Genomic DNA, 18,952 nt, shown 5'->3' with positions numbered 1-18,952 from the left:
CCGGCGGCATTTTTGGCGAATGCGCGCGCGATGAAGATCGACTGATAAGATACCGCCGGCTACGTTATCGATTTTTCAGGTGATCGCCATGGCGTTAACCCTCAGGCAACTGAAGTATTTCGTTGCGACCGCGGAGCTCGGACAGATCTCGCAGGCGGCGATCCAGTTGACGATCTCGCAATCGGCCGTCACGAGCGCGATCCGCGAGCTCGAAGACAGCCTCGGCACGCAACTCTTCATGCGCACGGCGACGGGCGTCACGCTGACCCACACCGGCCGGCGATTCCTGAATCAGGCGTATACGATCCTGTCGTCGGTCGACGAGGCGATGCGCATCCCGAACCTCGAAAGCACGCTGACCGGCACGCTCGCGATCGCCGCGAGCTACACGGTGCTCGGCTATTTCCTGCCGCATCATCTGCTGCGCCTGAACACGCAGTATCCGCGGCTGACGATCCAGCTGCACGAGCTGAATCGCGAATCGATCGAAGAAGGCCTGATCGCCGGGCGCTACGACATGGCGGTGCTGCTGACGTCGAACGTGTCGAATCCCGAGCTCGTGCTCGAACCCGTCATTCACTCGGCGCGCCGGCTGTGGGTGGGCGCGCATCATCCGTTGCTCAAGCGCGAGAGCGTGACGTTCGCCGACGTCGCGCCGGAACCGTTCGTGATGCTGACGGTCGATGAGGCCGCGTACACCGCGTTGCGCTACTGGAACGAGACGCCGTACCGGCCGAACGTGATCCTGCGGACGTCGTCGGTCGAGGCGGTGCGCAGCATGGTCGCGAACGGCAGCGGCGTCGCGATTCTGTCGGACATGGTCTATCGGCCGTGGTCGCTCGAAGGGCGGCGGATCGAGACGGTGCAGTTGCGCGATCCGGTGCCGCCGATGAGCGTCGGGCTCGCGTGGCGTAGGAACGCCGAGTTCAGCCCGGCGATGCACGCGGTGCGCGAGTATTTCCGGCATACGTTCATGGAGCCGCGCGCGGGCGGCGGCGCTTGACGCGCACGGACGGCGATCGCGTGTGCGCGCCTGATTGAAATCCACGGCACCGGAAAGGAACGCGTCGATTCTCCATTCGCTTCGACCGTTCCGCCGTATCGCCCTTCGATTCTTCATGCCTCGCGTCGTCCGGCGGGTAGTGAGCGTCGGGATCGGTCTCGCGCAGCGGCGTGATATCGTTGACTCGCCTCGGGCTTGAGTCGGCATGCATGTCGTTCGCCATGGCGATGTCGTGACGGGCGATGCGCCGGCGCTCGTGGCTCGCGCGCATCGTGTCGTTCGCGCGCGACGCACCGCATCGTGCCGCCGAGCGCGTCGGGCGGCGGACGCGGCGCGCGACGCGCGCCGGCCGATCGGGACGTCCCCCTGCTCGTGCCGCCGAGCGATCGCGAAGGAGGCGCGGGCATGTCGCCGTCGCCGTCGCGTGATTTGCCGGATTCCAACGAAGGAGAACGCCATGTCGAATCGCCACGCGACGCGCAGCGTCGCCCTCTGCGCGACGCTCGCGCTGATCCTGACGCTGGGCTGCACGGCCGGCAGGCAGGCGGCCTCCGCCGCCGATGCCGCGCGTCCGGCCGCGAGCGGCGCCGTCGTCGCGAGCGGCATTGCGGGCCTGCGCGAGCCGGTGCGCATCGTCAGGGACAGCGTCGGCGTTTCGCACATCTACGCGCGGAACACGCATGACTTGTTCTTCGCGCAGGGCTACAACGCCGCGCGCGACCGGCTCTGGCAACTCGATCTGTGGCGCAGGCAAGGCGAGGGAAAGATGGCCGAGCAGTTCGGCCCGCGCTTCGCCGCACAGGACCGCGCCGCGCGGCTCTTTCTCTATCGCGGCGATCTCGACGCCGAGTATGCGAGTTACCACCCCGAAGCAAAGCAGATCCTGCAGGCGTTCGCCGACGGCATCAACGAATACGTTCGCGAGGCGAAGGCCGATCCCGCGAAGATGCCCGCCGAGTTTCGCCTGACGGGCACCGAGCCCGGCGAATGGCGGCCGGAGTCGTCGCTGATCCGGATCTACGGGATCACGCGCAATGTGACGGGCGAGGTCGCGTTCGCGCGGCAGGTCGCCGCGGTCGGGCTGCAGAAGGCGATCGCGCTGAACGTGTTCGAGCCGCCCGTGCGGCAGCGGACCATCCCGGCCGGGCTCGACGTCGGGCTGATCGACAAGCGGATCCTGTCCGACTACCTGCTCGCGCGCAACGGGCAGCCGTTCCGCGCGGACGACTTCCCGCGCAGCCCGCTCGGCGCGGCGGGCCGCGAAGCGCTCGCCGCGCGTCTGAGCGCGATGCGCCCGACGCTCGCGGACGACTCGGCGAATCCCTACGCGCCGCGCTACGAAAGCAACAACTGGGTGGTCGCGGGCACGCGCACGGCGAGCGGCAAGCCGCTCCTCGCCAACGATCCGCATCGACGCATCGGCATGCCGTCGCTGCGCTACATGGTGCATCTGCACGCGCCGGGCTGGAACGTGATCGGCGCAGGCGAGCCGTCGCTGCCGGGCGTGTCGCTCGGACACAACGACCGCGTCGCGTTCGGCCTGACGATCTTCGCGTTCGGCGACGAGGAGGATCTGTACGTCTACGACACGCGGCCCGGCCATCCGGACGAGTACCGTTATCGCGGCGCGTGGGAGAAGATGCGAACCGTCGACGAGACCATCGGCGTGCGCGGGCAGGCGAGCCGCGTCGAGCGGCTGGCGTTCACGCGGCACGGGCCGGTGCTGTACGAGGACGTCGCGCATCACAAGGCCTATGCGCTGCGCGCCGCGTACCTCGAATATCCGGGCACGGCCGCTTATCTCGCGAGCCTGAGGCTCGACCAGGCGCGCGACTGGCCGAGCTTCGTCGCGGGCATGAACCGGCATTACGTGCCGGGCGAGAACATGGTCTACGCGGACGTCGACGGCAACATCGGCTGGTTCGGCGGCGCGCTCGCGCCGATCCGTCGCGAGGCCGACTGGTCCGGCGTGCTGCCGGTGCCGGGCGACGGCCGCTACGAATGGGCGGGGCTGACGGAGGGCGACGCGCTGCCGCGCTCGCTGAATCCGGCCGCCGGCTATATCGCGACCGCGAACGCATACGATTTGCCGGACGGCTATCGCTACGTCGGGCGGTCCGCGCACGTGTGGGCCGAGCCGTTTCGGCAGATGCGCATCGACGAGGCGCTGCGGGGCGCGAGCGGGCTGACGGTGGCGGACATGGAGCGGCTGCAGTACGACGAGCGGTCGCTGCCCGCAGCGGCGATGCTCGCGCTCGCATCGCGACTGAAGCCGGACGGGCCGCAGACGCGCGACGCGCTCGCGCGCCTCGGCCGCTGGAACGGCGAGATGGCGGCGGACTCGGTCCCGGCGACGATCTACGAATTCTGGATGCGGGAAGTGATGCGTCGCGTCCGTGACGTCGAGGTGCCGGCTGCCGCGCGCGACGCGTTCCCGAAACTCGAGGTGCGGCAGGTGCTGCGCTCTCTGCGGCAGCCGGACCGCGCGTTCGGCGCGGACCCCGCCGCGGGCCGCGACGCGCTGCTGCTCGACGCGCTGCGCGACGGGCTCGCGAACGCGCGCGCACGGCTGGGCGACGAGGTCGACGACTGGCGATGGGGCCGGCTGCATCACGCGCAGTTCGATCACATGCTGGCCGGCGTGGCGCCCGGTTTCGACGCGTTCGGCACCGAACGCTATCCGGTCGGCGGCGACGACGACACCGTGCATCGCGGCACCTATCGGCCGTCCGATTTCCGGCAGACGAGCGGCGCGTCGTATCGCGAGGTGATCGATCTGGCGGACTGGGACCGCTCGCGGCTCCAGAACACGCCGGGGCAATCGGGGGACCCGCGCAGCCCGTTTTACGCGAACCTGCTGCAAGGCTGGGCGAGCGGCCAATATTGGCCGATGGCGTTCAGCGAACGCGCTGTCGGCGCGCTCACGCACGACACCCTGATACTGGAGCCGGCCGCCGCTCGTTGAGCGGCATCAGGAGGGATCAAGCGGCCCCGTGCGGCATCATGCGGCCTCGCGCAGCGTGCCGGCGCATCCGACCCGATCGGCGTCGGGCCGGCGAGCGTGGCGACAGGTCAGGCATCGATCGAGCGGCCGCGCGCCGATGCCCGGCGGCGCCGCATCGCGCGCGGCCGCGCGTCAGCCCTGCGACTCGGCCGCCTGCGCGTCCTGATCGCGCCACTGCCGGCGTTGCTCGACGAGCTTGCCGATCGTTGTGCACGCAACCTTCCACCAGGCGAACGGACGCGGATCGGCGAGCATGCCGAGCGCGCGTAGTCGAGCGTGAGCCCGGACGTCCACGCCATCGTCACCGCGCGCTTGCGGATCTGCGCGGCGCTTCGCGGCAGCGCGGCTAACGCGACGGGGCCGGCGCGATGCGCGCGCCGCAAGCCGGAAGGCGCGATGCGCAGCCCGCGATCGGGAATCGGTCGAGGGCGGCTTGGCTCGGGCGTGGTCGTGGCCATGGGCCGGTCGTCCGGATGCTTGCATGCGCGAAGCGACGAGGGTCGGCGCGCGATACGACAGTGTGCGAATACGGTCTGCGGCAGCGACGACCGGGAAAAATTCGGTATCCGGCACAATCGGCGCGCGGGCTTTTTCGCCAAATATGCGTCGGCGCGCGACTCTCGGTGAGGCGAAGTAAGTATGGGACGCTTTCGTTGACATTCCAGATGCCATGCGTTTCGGCGTCCAGAACGCGCGCGCATCGTCGAGACGCCTGATGAAGCGCGCGCCGGTCGATGCCGCGCCGGAATCACAGCGGCTCGTAGCCGGGCTTCTTGTAGAGCGTGTCCCGCTTGCGCCGAATGTCCGGCGTATGGACTTTCTCGGTCCAGTCGTGCGGCTCGATTTCTTCGAACGCGACCGAAACCGATTCTTCGCCGTACTTCGGCACGCGCATCACGTCCTGCGCGATCGCATCGGCCGCTGCTTTTGCAGCGCCGATTTCCCGGGCCGCAATTTCCCGATCACGTGAGGCATCGTTCACGCTCCTCGATGATCCGACATCGCCCGACGCCCGACGCCCGACGCCCGACGCCCGACGCCCGACACGCCGGCGCGGCTCATTGCCCATGCGACGCATCCCGATACTGTTCGTCGCCGACCGAGGCGGGCGAGCGCCTGCTGTCGACGGTCGGGGTCTGCTACGAGCGCATCGAGGCCGAGCTCGATGCGTTGAGCGAGCTTCGCGAAAAGCCTGCCGGCACGATCCGTATCACCGCGCACGATCATGTGGTCGACACGATCCTGTGGCCGAAGCTCGCGGCGTTCATGCACGACTACCCGGACGTCAACGTCGAGATCAACGTCGACTACGGGCTGATCGACATCGTCGCCGAGCGTTACGACGCGGGCGTGCGAAGCGGCGATCAAGTCGCGAAGGACATGATCGCGGTGCGCATCGGGCCCGACATGCGGATGGCGGTCGTCGGGTCTCCTGCCTATCTTTCGACGTGGCCGCGTCCGCAAGCGCCGCGGGATCTGGCCGAGCACGCGTGCGTCAATCTGCGGCTGCCCACCTACGGCGGCCTCTATGCGTGGGAATTCGTGAAGGGCGATCAGGACGTGCCGATGCGCGTGCATGGCCAGTTCACGTTCAATACGACCCCGCACATGCTGAAGGCGGCGCTCGACGGATACGGCCTCGCATACGTTCCGGAGGACCTCGTGATCGAGCATGTCGCGCAGGGCCGCCTCGAGCGCGTGCTCGAAGACTGGTGTCCGCGGATTCCGGGCTATCACCTCTACTATCCGAGCCGCCGGCAGCCTTCGGCGGCGTTTGCGCTGCTGGTCGATGCGCTGCGCCACGGCGGGTAGCGCGAGCGCGGACGAATGACGGCCGGCCGCCTCCGAGGCCGGCGGCCGCGCCGTTTTTCCGGCGACTCGGCATAATGAAGCGTTGCTTTCGACGTCGAGCCGAACCGGAGCCGTCGGCGGACGGCGCGCGCGTGTGCGCGGGCTGTCCGCGCCCGATCGCTCCGGTCGTTTTCTTCCATTTATCCGGAGCGTATCTTGTATCCACCGATCGAACCCTATGCACAAGGCTTCCTCGACACCGGCGACGGCCATCGCGTGTACTGGGAGCTTTGCGGCAATCCCGACGGCAAGCCGGCCGTCTTCCTGCACGGCGGCCCGGGCGGCGGCTGCAACGCCGATCACCGCCGCCTTTTCGATCCCGCGCGCTACAACGTGCTGCTGTTCGACCAGCGCGGCTGCGGCCGCTCGACGCCGCACGCAAGCCTCGACAACAACACGACATGGCATCTCGTCGACGACATCGAGCGGCTGCGCGAGATGGCCGGCGTCGAGCGCTGGCTCGTGTTCGGCGGCTCGTGGGGCAGCACGCTCGCGCTCGCCTATGCGGAGACGCATCCGGCGCGCGTCAGCGAGCTCGTCGTGCGCGGCGTCTTCACCGTGCGCCGGTCGGAACTGCTCTGGTATTACCAGGAAGGCGCGTCGTGGCTGTTCCCGGACCTCTGGGAAGCATTCGTCGCGCCCATTCCGCTTGCCGAGCGCTCGGACCTGATGGCCGCCTATCGCCGCCGCCTGACGGGCGACGACGAAGCGGCGAAGCTCGACGCCGCGCGCGCGTGGAGCGTCTGGGAAGGCCGGACGATCACGCTGCTGCCGAATCCCGCGCACGAAGCGCATTTCGGCGACGCGCATTACGCGCTCGCGTTCGCCCGCATCGAAAATCACTATTTCGTTCATCAAGGTTTCATCGAAGAAGGGCAGTTGCTGCGCGACGCGCATCATCTCGCGGACATTCCGGGCGCGATCGTGCAGGGGCGCTACGACGTCGCCACGCCCGCCCGCACCGCGTGGGAGCTGGCGAAGGCGTGGCCGAGGGCGTCGTTCGAGATCGTGCCCGATGCGGGCCACGCGTACGACGAGCCGGGCATCCTGCGTGCGCTGATCGCGGCCACCGATCGCTTTGCGCGCACGCGCTGATTCGCGGTCCGGCGCAGGCGCGCGATAGGCGTCGTCGCCGAATCGCAAGGCGGCGCGTTCGATGCGCGCCGCTTCGAAGCTTCCTTCGAAATCTCCCCCAATGTAAGCCGCAGTACAGAGACGCGACCGCGCCGGTCACGATACTCGAAGTGAGTTCAACGAAGTGCGGCGATTCGCCGGGGCCGTCGGCGAAGAGGGGGAGTCGTGGACGAAGGGTTCGTGCAGGACCGCATCAATCAGGCTGTCTGGCGCAGCCGCAGCGCGCTTCGCGGGTACGGGAGCGCGACCGGCTGGACCGATCCGGGCGAGGCGGCGGCGCTTGCGTGGATCGCCGAGCGCGTGCGCGACGAGCCGATTCTCGACGTCGGCGTCGGCGGCGGACGCACCGTGCCGATGCTGAAGGCGATCAGCGCCGATTACACGGCCGTCGATTACACGCCCGAGCTCGTCGAGATCTGCCGGCGCAATCATCCGGGCACGCGCGTCCATCGAATGGATGCGCGCGACATGCCGGCGTTCGCGGACGAGAGCTTCTCGCTCGTCGTGTTCAGCTACAACGGCATCGACGCCGTCGATCACGACGGCCGGCTGTCGATCCTGAAGGAATTCTCGCGCGTGCTGAGGCCGGGCGGCTTCGTGCTGTTCTCGACGCACAATCTCGCGGGGCCGAGCTATCGTGAAGGGCCGTCGCGGCTCGTTCGCCTGCCGCGGCGCTCGGCGAATCCGCTCGCGATCGCGCTCGACGCGGCGCGCATGGCGTATTCGCTGCCGGTCGGCGTGTTCAACTATTTCCGCCATTCGCGTTTCAACCGAGCGTTCGACGGCTATGCGATGCGCGTGTGCGCCGCGCACAAGTTCGGGATACTCATCATGTATACCGATTTCGCGACGCAGCAGCGGCAGCTCGCCGACGCCGGCCTGCGGCTGCGCGCGGCGTTCGGCGGTTCGACCGGCAAGCCTTTGCGGAGCGATCAGGATCTCGGCGACGAAGCGTGGTTTCACTTCATCGCGAGCAAGCCGTGCATGTAGCGTCGGGGCGATACGCGGGGGCGGCGCGCCGGCGAACGCCGCGTCGGATTCGAAGCATCGGCGTGCGTTGCATGCGCGAACGCCGACGCAATGACAGCGCGCGCATGTGCGCACGCATCGGCGCCGAATCGCGGCCGCCGGCGCGCGCATCGCTCGGCGGCCGATGGAGCGGCAGCCCATGACGCTTTACCGAAGCCCCTCCCGCTGAGTCGCGGCGGCGCGCGACCGCTTCGTCGCGCGCGATCGGTCGGATCGCGTCTAACCGGCGCTTTGCCGCTCCGATCGCTCAGCGTTCAAGCGAATGCGTCCGCCGGCCGCAGATCGCGCTCGGCGAGCTGCCGCGTATCGCGCGTATCGTGCGCGTTGCGCGCCTCGTCGCGCTCGGCGGCGCCGTCGCCATGCAGCTTGAACACCGCCACCGCGCCGTGCAGCGCGCGCGCCTGTTCGGCGAGCGCATGCGCGGCCGCGGATGCCTCTTCGACGAGCGCCGCGTTCTGCTGCGTCACGTTGTCCATTTGCGCGACCGCGTGGTTGACCTGCTCGATGCCGACGCTCTGCTCGTTCGACGCCGACGCGATCTCGCTGACGATGTCCGTCACCTGCCGCACCGAGCCGACGATCTCGCCGATGATCCGTCCCGCGTCGCCGACGAGCGCGGAGCCCGCGCCGACGCGCTCGGTCGACTGCTCGATCAGCGTCTTGATTTCGCGCGCGGCCGTCGCGCTGCGCTGCGCGAGCGTGCGCACTTCGCCCGCGACGACCGCGAAGCCGCGCCCTTGCTCGCCCGCGCGCGCGGCTTCGACGGCCGCGTTCAGCGCGAGGATGTTGGTCTGGAACGCGATGCCGTCGATCACCGCGATGATTTCGGCGACCTTGCTCGAGCTGTCCGCGATCCCATGCATCGTGTCGACGACTTGCCGCATCACGTCGCCGCCGCGCGTCGCGGTCGTCGACGCGGCGCCCGCGACCGCGCACGCATGCTGTGCATGCTCGGCATTGCGGCGCACGGTCGACGTGAGCTCGTCCATGCTCGCGGCCGTTTCTTCGAGCGACGCCGCCTGCTCCTCGGTGCGCGACGACAGATCGAGATTGCCTGACGCGATCTGCGCGCTCGCGGTCGCGACGCCGTCGGCGTTGTGCCGCACGTCGCGGACGACGTGCGACAGACTCGCCTGCATGTCCTTCAGCGCGGCGAGCAGCTCGGCGATCTCGTCGTCGCCGTGCGCGTCGATCGGCGTCGACAGATCGCCCGTCGCGATCCGGCGCACGCACGCGAGCGCGCGTGCTAGCGGACGCGCGACGGTGCCGCTGAACCAGACGCCGCCGCCGAGTGCGAGCGCGAACACGACGAGCGTCGCGACGATGCTGAACGTCGTCGCGCGCGCGGCGTCGCTTGCGGCATCGGCCGATACGCGCGCGCTGTCGGCGGCGATGTCCTGCGTGGCCTTTTCGAGCAGCGCGGCGGGCGCGCGATCGACGCCCGCGACGGCCTGATCGCCGGCGGACGGATCGAAGCCCGATGCCTTGAATGCTTCGAAGCCCTTACGATAGCCTTGCCCCATTTCCGCGTGCGCCGACGCGAACTGCTCGATCAGCCTGCGGCTCTCGCCGTCGGGCAGCTTCGACTTCAGTTCGGCGGCGAGCGCATCGACGGTCTGTTCGCGCTGCCGGAACGCGCTCCAGTACTTGTCGAGTTTCGCCGGGTCCTTGCCGCGCAGCAGCGTGTCTTTCCATTCCTGAACTTGCAGCTTGAATGCGATGAGCGTCGCGGACACCATCCGCTCGTTCGCGACGTTCTGCCGGACCGTCGTGCCGTACGCGTCGAGCGAGCGATTGAGCGCGTGGATGCCGTAGAACGCGCCGGCGGACGTCAGGACGAGCGCTGCCGTGAAGGCAAGGGGGATTTTGCGGCGGAGCTTCATCTGACCTCTGGAATAGCTGGGGAATGCGATGTCGCCGGTCGGCGATGGCTGGTTATCGGCGCGACCGCGCGTTCCTTAAATCAGATGAATCGCGGGCGCCGGAAAGGCCGGAACGTACGTTCCATCGCGCGATGCGTGCGCGCGTCGCCGCCCGCGTTCCGCACATCGCGCGGCGCGCAGCGTACGTCGTGAACGGCGAATCGTGAGTGGAAATCTGCACGACTCAAATACCGAGGAGAAAGAACCGGAATCGCGCCACGAGCTCGCGACTCGCGAGCGTCACGCGCCGCCGCCGTGTTTTCCGCCGCCGCGAACGTCGCGCGCTTTCCCTTCGTCCGCGGCGAGCTTGCGCCACAGCGTCGTCTTGCTGATGCCGAGCATCGCGCACGCTCGATCGCGATCGCCGCCGCATGCGTCGAGCGCGGCGCGGATTTCGTCCGCCTCCGCGCGCCTTCGACGCTGCACGAGCGTCTGGCCTTGCACGGCGCCATCGCCGTCGCCGTCGCCGACAACGGCATCGCCGTCGCCGCGCGTAGCGAACGCATCGGCCGCAAGCACTTCGGGCGCGATCGCGCGCAGCGTGTCGACGCTCACGGCCGCATTGCCGCGCTCGTGCGCATCGGCGAGCTCCACCGCGATCCGCTCGATCACGTTCTGCAATTCGCGCACGTTGCCGGGCCATCGATAGCGCATCAGCGCCGCGTTCGCCGCTTCGAGCGCACGCGCCGCGTCGCGCGCGTCGCGCAATCGCTCGGCGAGCCGCGGCTCGCGCCGCGCGGCCTGCGCGAGCAGCGTCGCGGCGAGCGCGGGAATGTCGGCCGCGCGCTTGCGCAGCGGCGGCAGCCCGATGTTCAGGATGTTCAGCCGGTAATACAGATCCGCACGAAACGTGCCTGCTTCGACGGCCGCAAGGAGCGGCCGGTGCGTCGCCGCGACGACGCGGATGTCGACCGGAATCGGCTCGGTCGAGCCGACGCGCACGACTTCGCGTTCCTGCAGCACGCGCAGCAGCCGGCTCTGCAGCGACGGCGGCATCTCGCCGATCTCGTCGAGGAACAGCGTGCCGCGGTGCGCGGCTTCGAAGAGCCCCGCCTTGCCGCCGCGCCGCGCGCCGGTGAACGCGCCTTCCTCGTAGCCGAACAGCTCGCTCTCGAGCAGCGCTTCCGGAAACGCGCCGCAGTTCACCGCGACGAACGGATATTTGCGGCGCGCGGACAGCGCATGCAGGCTCTGCGCGATCATCTCCTTGCCGGTGCCGCTCTCGCCGAGGATCAGCACGGTCGCGTCCGATTTCGCGTAGCGCCGCGCGAGATCGCGCGCGTGCGCGATCGCGGGCGACGCGCCGACGACGTCGTCGAGCCGGTAGCGCGCGGTGAACTGCTGCGCGTGCTGGTGAGAGCGCAGCGTGCGGTCGAGCCGCTCGACCGCGCGCGATTCCTGGAACGTCAGCACGCTGCCCGGCGCGCCTGCGCCCGCGGCGAGCGGGCCGCGATGGACGACGTAGCGTACGCCGCGCACGGTCGCGAGCGTGTCGCCGTCGGCCGCGCGCAACGTGCGCAGCTCGGGCGTCAGGTCGCGCAGCGCGCGGCCGACCGCGGCCGACGGCTCGACGCCGAGCGCGAGCGCGAGCCGCTCGTTGATCGCCTCGACGCGGCCCTCGCCGTCGAGCGCGACGACGCCGTCGCGCAGATGCTGCAGCAGATTGTCGAGGCGCTCGCGGCGCAGCGCCTCGCCGTGCGTCGCGTGCGCGACTTCGAGCGCGGTGTTGACGGCCGCGCGCACCGACGCGTGCGAGTAGACGAACACCGCGCCCATTCCGATGTTCGCGGCGAGATCGGTGACGAGCCCCGGCCCGACGACGGTCTCGATGCCGCGGTCGCGCATCTCCAGCACGCGCGTCTCCGCTTCCTGCGCGCTCTGGTACGACGCGAACGCGACGTCGAGCCCGTACGCGGCCGCGAAGCTGCGCACTTCGGGCGGCGTCTCGCCGTAGCTGACGAGCGCGATCCGCGTCGCGTCGCGCCGCGCGCGGGCGAGCGCGTGCATCACGTCGAAGCCGGTCGGATTGACGAGCACGACGGGCACGCGCACGCGCGCCTTCAGGTAGGTGCCGTTCGAGCCGGCGGCGACGATCGCGTCGGGGCGCTCGGCGCCCGCCGTCGCGAGCGCGGTGATCGCCTCTTCGTAGCCGCGCGCGACGATCCGCAGATCGGCGCGCTCTTCGTATTCGTCGGCGATGTCGCGAAACAACGCGCGCAGCCGGCTGATGCCGACCGCCCAGACGCGCGGCCGCGCGCCGGTTTCGGGTAGGGTGCTCATGCTGAGGGCTGAACGAGCGTCGCGCTCGGACGGATGGGTGACGATCCGCATTATCGCGCTTGAATTTCAAATATGGAATTTCAATTTCGATATTGCAATCATCCGATGTGAGCGCCGAGCATGAAATGCGCGCAGAATCAGCAAGTTAGCGGCCGGCGAACGGCTTGGCCCGGACCTTGCTATTTACGAGCATCTTTCAGGAGGAGTCGATGGGCAACCCACAACTGATCAGCGCCGGCGCGAAATTCCGCGCGGCGGTCGCGGCCGAGCAGCCGCTGCAGGTGGTCGGCGCGATCACCGCGTACGCCGCGAAGATGGCCGAGGCGGTCGGCTTCAAGGCGGTCTATCTGTCGGGCGGCGGCGTCGCCGCGAACTCGCTCGGCATCCCCGATCTCGGCATCAGCACGATGGACGACGTGCTCGTCGACGCGAACCGCATCACCAACGCGACGAACCTGCCGCTGCTCGTCGACATCGATACCGGCTGGGGCGGCGCGTTCAACATCGCGCGCACGGTCCGCTCGTTCATCAAGGCGGGCGTCGGCGCCGTGCACCTCGAAGACCAGGTCGGCCAGAAGCGCTGCGGCCACCGTCCCGGCAAGGAATGCGTGCCGAAGGGCGAGATGGTCGACCGGATCAAGGCGGCCGTCGATGCGCGCACCGACGAGACCTTCGTGATCATGGCGCGCACCGACGCCGCGGCGGCCGAGGGCATCGATTCGGCGATCGAGCGCGCGATCGCGTACGTCGAGGCGGGCGCGGACATGATCTTCCCCGAGGCGATGAAGACGCTCGACGACTACCGCCGCTTCAAGGAAGCGGTGAAGGTGCCGATCCTCGCGAACCTGACCGAGTTCGGCTCGACGCCACTCTTCACGATCGACGAGCTGAAGAGCGCGAACGTCGACATCGCGCTGTATTGCTGCGGCGCATATCGTGCGATGAACAAGGCCGCGCTGAACTTCTACGAGACGGTGCGCCGCGACGGCACGCAGAAGGCCGCCGTGCCGACGATGCAGACGCGCGCGGAGCTGTACGAATATCTCGGCTATTACGCCTACGAAGAGAAGCTGGACCAGCTCTTCAGCCAAGGCCGGGACTGAAGCGCGGATTCAAGATTCAAGGATTCAAGGATTCAAGGATTCGAACCCCAGGAGAGTGTAAGGATGAGCGAGACAAAGGAAGCAGCAGCAACGAGCACCGCGGGCGGTTTCAAGCCGAAGAAGTCGGTCGCGCTGTCGGGCGTCGCGGCGGGCAACACGGCGCTGTGCACGGTCGGCAAGACCGGCAACGATCTGCATTACCGCGGCTACGACATTCTCGATATCGCCGGCTCGAGCGAATTCGAGGAGATCGCGCACCTGCTCGTGCACGAGACGCTGCCGAACGTCACCGAGCTGGCCGCGTACAAGACGAAGCTGCGCGCGATGCGCGGGCTGCCCGCGAACGTGAAGGCGGCGCTCGAATGGGTGCCGGCGTCCGCGCATCCGATGGACGTGATGCGCACGGGCGTGTCGTTGCTCGGCACCGTGCTGCCCGAGAAGGACGACCACAACCTGCCGGGCGCGCGCGACATCGCGGACCGGCTGATGGCGTCGCTCGGCTCGATGCTGCTGTACTGGTATCACTATTCGCACAACGGCAAGCGGATCGAGACCGAAACCGACGACGACTCGATCGGCGGCCATTTCCTGCATCTGCTGCACGGCAAGACGCCGTCGAAGTCGTGGGTCGACGCGATGCACACGTCGCTGATCCTGTACGCGGAGCACGAGTTCAACGCGTCGACATTCGCGGGCCGCGTGATCGCCGGCACGGGCTCCGACATCTACTCGTCGATCACGGGCGCGATCGGCGCGCTGCGCGGGCCGAAGCACGGCGGCGCGAACGAAGTCGCGTACGAGATCCAGAACCGCTACCGCACGCCTGACGAAGCGGAAGCCGACATCCGCCGCCGCGTCGAGAACAAGGAAGTGGTGATCGGCTTCGGCCACCCGGTCTACACGATCTCCGATCCGCGCAACAAGGTGATCAAGGAAGTCGCGCGCAAGCTGTCGAAGGAAGCGGGCGACCTGAAGCTCTTCAACATCGCCGAGCGGCTCGAATCGGTGATGTGGGAGATCAAGAAGATGTTCCCGAACCTCGACTGGTTCAGCGCGGTGTCGTATCACATGATGGGCGTGCCGACCGCGATGTTCACGCCGCTCTTCGTGATCGCGCGCACGTCCGGCTGGAGCGCGCACATCATCGAGCAGCGGATCGACAACAAGATCATCCGCCCGAGCGCGAACTACACCGGCCCGGAAGACCTGAAGTTCGTGCCGATCGAGAAGCGCTGATCGGCGGCATGCGGCGGCCGGGCTCGACGCCCGGCCGTTTCGCGACGATCGTTACCCAGTCTGTCCCCACGCAATGAACACTGCCAACCGCAAACCCCTGCCCGGCACGTCGCTCGATTTCTTCGACGCGCGCGCCGCCGTCGACGCGATCAGCCCGGGCGCGTACGACACCCTGCCGTACACGTCGCGCGTGCTCGCCGAGAACCTCGTGCGCCGCTGCGATCCGGCGATCCTCGCCGATTCCCTGAAACAGATCGTCGAGCGCAAGCGCGAACGCGATTTCCCGTGGTTCCCGGCGCGCGTCGTGTGCCACGACATCCTCGGCCAGACCGCGCTCGTCGATCTCGCGGGCCTGCGCGACGCGATCGCGGAGCGCGGCGGCGATCCGGCGAAGGTGAATCCGGTCGTGCCGGTGCAACTGATCGTCGATCACTCGCTTGCCGTCGAATGCGGCGGCTTCGATCCGGACGCGTTCAAGAAGAACCGCGCGATCGAGGATCGCCGCAACGAGGACCGCTTTCACTTCATCGAATGGACGAAGAAGGCGTTCGAGAACGTCGACGTGATCCCGCCCGGCAACGGCATCATGCACCAGATCAACCTGGAGAAGATGTCGCCCGTGATCCAGGCGCAGGACGGCGTCGCGTACCCGGACACCTGCGTCGGCACCGACAGCCACACGCCGCACGTCGACGCGCTCGGCGTGATCGCGATCGGCGTGGGCGGCCTGGAGGCGGAGAACGTGATGCTCGGCCGCGCGTCGTGGATGCGGCTGCCCGACATCGTCGGCGTCGAGCTGACCGGCAAGCGCCAGCCCGGCATCACCGCGACCGACGTCGTGCTCGCGCTCACGGAATTCCTGCGCAAGGAGAAGGTCGTCGGCGCGTATCTCGAATTCCGGGGCGTCGGCGCGAAGAGCCTGACGCTCGGCGATCGCGCGACGATCTCGAACATGGCGCCCGAGTACGGCGCGACGGCCGCGATGTTCTTCATCGACGAGCAGACGATCGACTACCTGCGCCTGACGGGCCGCAGCGACGAGCAGGTGAAGCTCGTCGAGACGTACGCGAAGGCGGCCGGCCTGTGGGCGGACAGCCTGACGCACGCGCAATACGAGCGCACGCTGACGTTCGATCTGTCGAGCGTCGTGCGCAACATGGCCGGCCCGTCGAACCCGCACAAACGGCTGCCGACCTCCGATCTCGCCGCGCGCGGGATCGCCGGCCAGTGGGAAGAGAAGCCGGGCGAGATGCCCGACGGCGCGGTGATCATCGCCGCGATCACGAGCTGCACGAACACGAGCAACCCGCGCAACGTGATCGCCGCGGCGCTGCTCGCGCGCAACGCGAACGCGCGCGGCCTCGTGCGCAAGCCGTGGGTGAAGAGCTCGCTCGCGCCCGGCTCGAAGGCGGTCGAGCTCTATCTGAAGGAAGCGAACCTGCTGCCCGATCTCGAGAAGCTCGGCTTCGGCATCGTCGCGTTCGCGTGCACGACCTGCAACGGCATGTCGGGCGCGCTCGATCCGAAGATCCAGCAGGAGATCGTCGATCGCGACCTGTACGCGACCGCCGTGCTGTCCGGTAACCGCAACTTCGACGGCCGCATCCACCCGTATGCGAAGCAGGCGTTCCTCGCGTCGCCGCCGCTCGTCGTCGCGTACGCGATCGCCGGCACGATCCGCTTCGACATCGAGAAGGACGCGCTCGGCCACGACCAGGACGGCAAGCCGGTCACGCTGAAGGACATCTGGCCGACCGACGAGGAGATCGACGCGATCGTCGCGTCGAGCGTGAAGCCCGCGCAGTTCCGCGCGGTCTACGAGCCGATGTTCGCGCGTGCGGCCGACGCCGGCGAGCGCGCCGCGCCGCTGTACGACTGGCGGCCGCAAAGCACGTACATCCGCCGTCCGCCGTACTGGGAAGGCGCGCTCGCGGGCGAGCGCACGCTGCAACGCATGCGGCCGCTCGCCGTGCTCGGCGACAACATCACGACCGACCACCTGTCGCCGTCGAACGCGATCATGGCCAACAGCGCCGCGGGCGAATATCTCGCGAAGATGGGCCTGCCCGAAGAGGACTTCAACTCGTACGCGACGCACCGCGGCGACCACCTGACCGCGCAGCGCGCGACGTTCGCGAACCCGACGCTCGTCAACGAGATGGCGGTCGTCGACGGCGCTGTGAAGAAGGGCTCGCTCGCGCGCGTCGAGCCGGACGGCAAGGTGACGCGGATGTGGGAAGCGATCGAGACCTACATGAACCGCAAGCAGCCGCTGATCGTGATCGCGGGCGCGGACTACGGCCAGGGCTCGTCGCGCGACTGGGCGGCGAAGGGCGTGCGGCTCGCGGGCGTCGAGGCGATCGCCGCCGAAGGGTTCGAGCGCATCCACCGCACCAACCTGATCGGGATGGGCGTGTTGCCGCTCGAGTTCAAGCCGGGCACGAACCGGACGACGCTCGGCATCGACGGCACCGAGACGTTCGACGTGATCGGTGAGCGCACGCCGCGCGCGGATCTCACGCTCGTGATCCATCGGAAGAACGGTGAGCGCGTCGAGGTGCCGGTCACGTGCCGGCTCGATACGGCCGAGGAAGTGTCGATCTACGACGCGGGCGGCGTGCTGCAGCGCTTCGCGCAGGATTTCCTCGAATCGTCGCAGGCGGCGTGACGGCGCGGTGACGCGCAAGCGCGTCGCCTGGCGGGGCCGCGTGCCGAAGCGGCAAGCGGATCGAAGAGGCTGTTCTCGCGGCGACGCTCAAACGTTGCCTGGGGGAACAGGCCCGAGTTGCTTTGCTTGGCGTGGGATCGGAGTGCGAAGCGTGGGGCTGGGGTAAGGGTTGGAGCGCTAACTTTGGTCGACTTCCTAAAGGGTGGGACTGGGTTAGCGCTAAAGCGCTAACTCCGGTCGACTTCCTAAAGGGTGGGGCTGGGTGAGCGCTAAAGCGCTAACTCCGGTCGACACCCTAAAGGGTGGGACTGGGTAAGCGCTAAAGCGCTAACTCCGGTCGACACCCTAAAGGGTGGGACTGGGTAAGCGCTAAAGCGCTAACTCCGGTCGACACCCTAAAGGGTGGGACCGGAGTAAGCGCTGAAGCGCTAACTCCGGTCGACACAGGACAACAAAACATGGATCACATCCCTCAAATCAAAATTCCCGCAACCTACCTGCGCGGCGGCACCAGCAAAGGCGTCTTCTTCCGCCTGCAGGACCTGCCCGAAACCGCGCAACAACCAGGCGCCGCCCGCGACGCGCTGCTCTCGCGCGTGATCGGCAGCCCGGACCCCTACGGCAAGCAGATCGACGGAATGGGCGGTGCAACGTCGAGCACCAGCAAAACAGTAATCGTCGCGAAGAGCGCACGGCCCGAGCACGACGTCGATTACCTGTTCGGCCAGGTTTCGATCGACAAGCCGTTCGTCGACTGGAGCGGCAATTGCGGCAACCTGTCAGCAGCGGTCGGCCCGTTCGCGATCTCGGGCGGCCTGATCGATCCGGCGCGCGTGCCGGAGAACGGCGTCGCGACCGTGCGGATCTGGCAGGCGAACATCGGCAAAACGATCGTCGCGCACGTGCCGATCACGAACGGCGCAGTGCAGGAGACGGGCGACTTCGAGCTCGACGGCGTCACGTTCCCCGCGGCCGAAGTGCAGCTGGAATTCATGGATCCGGCCGCCGACGAGGACGGCGCGGGCGGCACGATGTTCCCGACAGGGAACCTCGTCGACGATCTCGACGTGCCAGGCGTCGGCACGCTGAAGGCGACGATGATCAACGCAGGGATTCCGACGATCTTCGTCGAGGCCGAAGCGGTCGGCTACAACGGCACCGAGCTGCAAGACGCGATCAACGGCGACGCAAAGGCGCTCGCGATGTTCGAGACGATCCGCGCGCACGGCGCGCTGCGCATGGGACTCATCCAGTCGCTCGACGAGATCGCGACGCGCCAGCACACGCCAAAGGTCGCGTTCGTCGCCAAGCCGGCCGATTATGTCGCGTCGAGCGGCAAGCGCGTCGCGGCCGCCGACGTCGACCTCCTCGTGCGCGCGCTGTCGATGGGCAAGCTGCATCACGCGATGATGGGCACGGCAGCCGTCGCGATCGGCACCGCGGCCGCGATTCCGGGCACGCTCGTGAATCTCGCGGCGGGCGGCGGCGCGCGCAACGCAGTGCGCTTCGGCCATCCGTCGGGCACGCTGCGCGTCGGCGCTCACGCAAAGCAGGAAGGCGGCGAGTGGGTCGTCACGAAGGCGATCATGAGCCGCAGCGCGCGCGTGCTGATGGAAGGCTGGGTGCGCGTGCCGGGCGACGCGTTCTGACGTTTCGGCGCTCGGGCAATGCGATGATCGGGTATTTCGGTGGTCCGGCGTTCCGGCGCTCGAATGGTCGGGG

Annotated in this window: 12 protein-coding genes and 1 pseudogene; 9 read left to right on the top strand and 4 right to left on the bottom strand. The window is 68.4% G+C overall.

Annotated features, from left to right (window positions below; all coding sequences use genetic code 11):
• Positions 1-88 precede the first annotated feature (88 nt).
• Both BG90_RS19105 and BG90_RS19095 read left to right on the top strand, forming a co-directional pair.
• Positions 89-1,003 carry a LysR family transcriptional regulator gene (locus BG90_RS19105; protein ID WP_010107472.1) on the top strand — a complete coding sequence of 305 codons (915 nt, stop codon included), beginning with the start codon at positions 89-91 and terminating at the stop codon, positions 1,001-1,003.
• Between the two features lie 457 nt (positions 1,004-1,460).
• A complete protein-coding gene (locus BG90_RS19095) occupies positions 1,461-3,968 on the top strand; it encodes a penicillin acylase family protein (protein WP_010117798.1) in 2,508 nt (835 codons plus the stop codon).
• A 171-nt stretch (positions 3,969-4,139) separates the two neighbouring features.
• On the opposite strand, the pseudogene BG90_RS37030 reads toward BG90_RS19095, so the two are convergent.
• Both BG90_RS37030 and BG90_RS19090 read right to left on the bottom strand, forming a co-directional pair.
• Positions 4,140-4,336, bottom strand: a pseudogene (locus BG90_RS37030) (DUF308 domain-containing protein); the annotation flags it as partial.
• 419 nt (positions 4,337-4,755) lie between these two features.
• Positions 4,756-5,076, bottom strand: a complete 321-nt coding sequence (locus tag BG90_RS19090; RefSeq protein ID WP_167344694.1) for a tautomerase family protein — start codon at positions 5,074-5,076, stop codon at positions 4,756-4,758.
• Here BG90_RS19090 and BG90_RS19085 point away from each other — a divergent pair.
• The 3 genes from BG90_RS19085 to BG90_RS19075 all read left to right on the top strand — a co-directional run bounded on the left by BG90_RS19085 (position 4,998) and on the right by BG90_RS19075 (position 7,982).
• Complete coding sequence (locus BG90_RS19085) at positions 4,998-5,819, top strand: LysR substrate-binding domain-containing protein (protein ID WP_010117805.1); 822 nt, start codon at positions 4,998-5,000, stop codon at positions 5,817-5,819. The genes BG90_RS19090 and BG90_RS19085 overlap by 79 nt on opposite strands.
• Before the next feature lie 195 nt (positions 5,820-6,014).
• On the top strand, positions 6,015-6,953 hold the full coding sequence (gene pip, locus BG90_RS19080) for a prolyl aminopeptidase (protein ID WP_010117806.1): 939 nt from the start codon (positions 6,015-6,017) through the stop codon (positions 6,951-6,953).
• Between the two features lie 204 nt (positions 6,954-7,157).
• Positions 7,158-7,982: a class I SAM-dependent methyltransferase gene (locus tag BG90_RS19075; RefSeq protein ID WP_010107482.1), complete on the top strand. Its 825-nt coding sequence runs from the start codon at positions 7,158-7,160 to the stop codon at positions 7,980-7,982.
• A gap of 293 nt (positions 7,983-8,275) precedes the next feature.
• On the opposite strand, the gene BG90_RS19070 is transcribed toward BG90_RS19075, so the two are convergent.
• Both BG90_RS19070 and prpR read right to left on the bottom strand, forming a co-directional pair.
• Positions 8,276-9,904 (bottom strand): methyl-accepting chemotaxis protein, encoded by a 1,629-nt coding sequence (locus tag BG90_RS19070; RefSeq protein ID WP_010117808.1) that lies wholly within the window; start codon positions 9,902-9,904, stop codon positions 8,276-8,278.
• A 279-nt stretch (positions 9,905-10,183) separates the two neighbouring features.
• The gene (gene prpR / locus BG90_RS19065) at positions 10,184-12,223 is read right to left on the bottom strand and encodes a propionate catabolism operon regulatory protein PrpR (RefSeq protein ID WP_010117812.1); all 2,040 of its coding nucleotides are present in this window, start codon (positions 12,221-12,223) and stop codon (positions 10,184-10,186) included.
• 209 nt (positions 12,224-12,432) lie between these two features.
• Between prpR and prpB the strand changes: the two genes are divergently transcribed.
• From prpB to prpF, 4 genes are all read left to right on the top strand, one after another.
• Entirely contained in the window at positions 12,433-13,326 is an 894-nt protein-coding gene (gene prpB, locus BG90_RS19060) for a methylisocitrate lyase (protein ID WP_010107488.1), read from the top strand.
• A gap of 63 nt (positions 13,327-13,389) precedes the next feature.
• The gene (gene prpC / locus BG90_RS19055) at positions 13,390-14,562 is read left to right on the top strand and encodes a bifunctional 2-methylcitrate synthase/citrate synthase (RefSeq protein WP_010107490.1); all 1,173 of its coding nucleotides are present in this window, start codon (positions 13,390-13,392) and stop codon (positions 14,560-14,562) included.
• 73 nt (positions 14,563-14,635) lie between these two features.
• The gene (gene acnD, locus BG90_RS19050; protein ID WP_010117813.1) at positions 14,636-17,230 is read left to right on the top strand and encodes a Fe/S-dependent 2-methylisocitrate dehydratase AcnD; all 2,595 of its coding nucleotides are present in this window, start codon (positions 14,636-14,638) and stop codon (positions 17,228-17,230) included.
• A 458-nt stretch (positions 17,231-17,688) separates the two neighbouring features.
• Positions 17,689-18,879: a 2-methylaconitate cis-trans isomerase PrpF gene (gene prpF, locus BG90_RS19045; RefSeq protein ID WP_010117814.1), complete on the top strand. Its 1,191-nt coding sequence runs from the start codon at positions 17,689-17,691 to the stop codon at positions 18,877-18,879.
• The last annotated feature ends 73 nt before the right edge of the window (positions 18,880-18,952 follow it).

This window comes from Burkholderia oklahomensis C6786 (genome assembly GCF_000959365.1).
Lineage (GTDB): Bacteria > Pseudomonadota > Gammaproteobacteria > Burkholderiales > Burkholderiaceae > Burkholderia > Burkholderia oklahomensis.
This window is presented reverse-complemented; position numbering and strand designations above follow the sequence as displayed.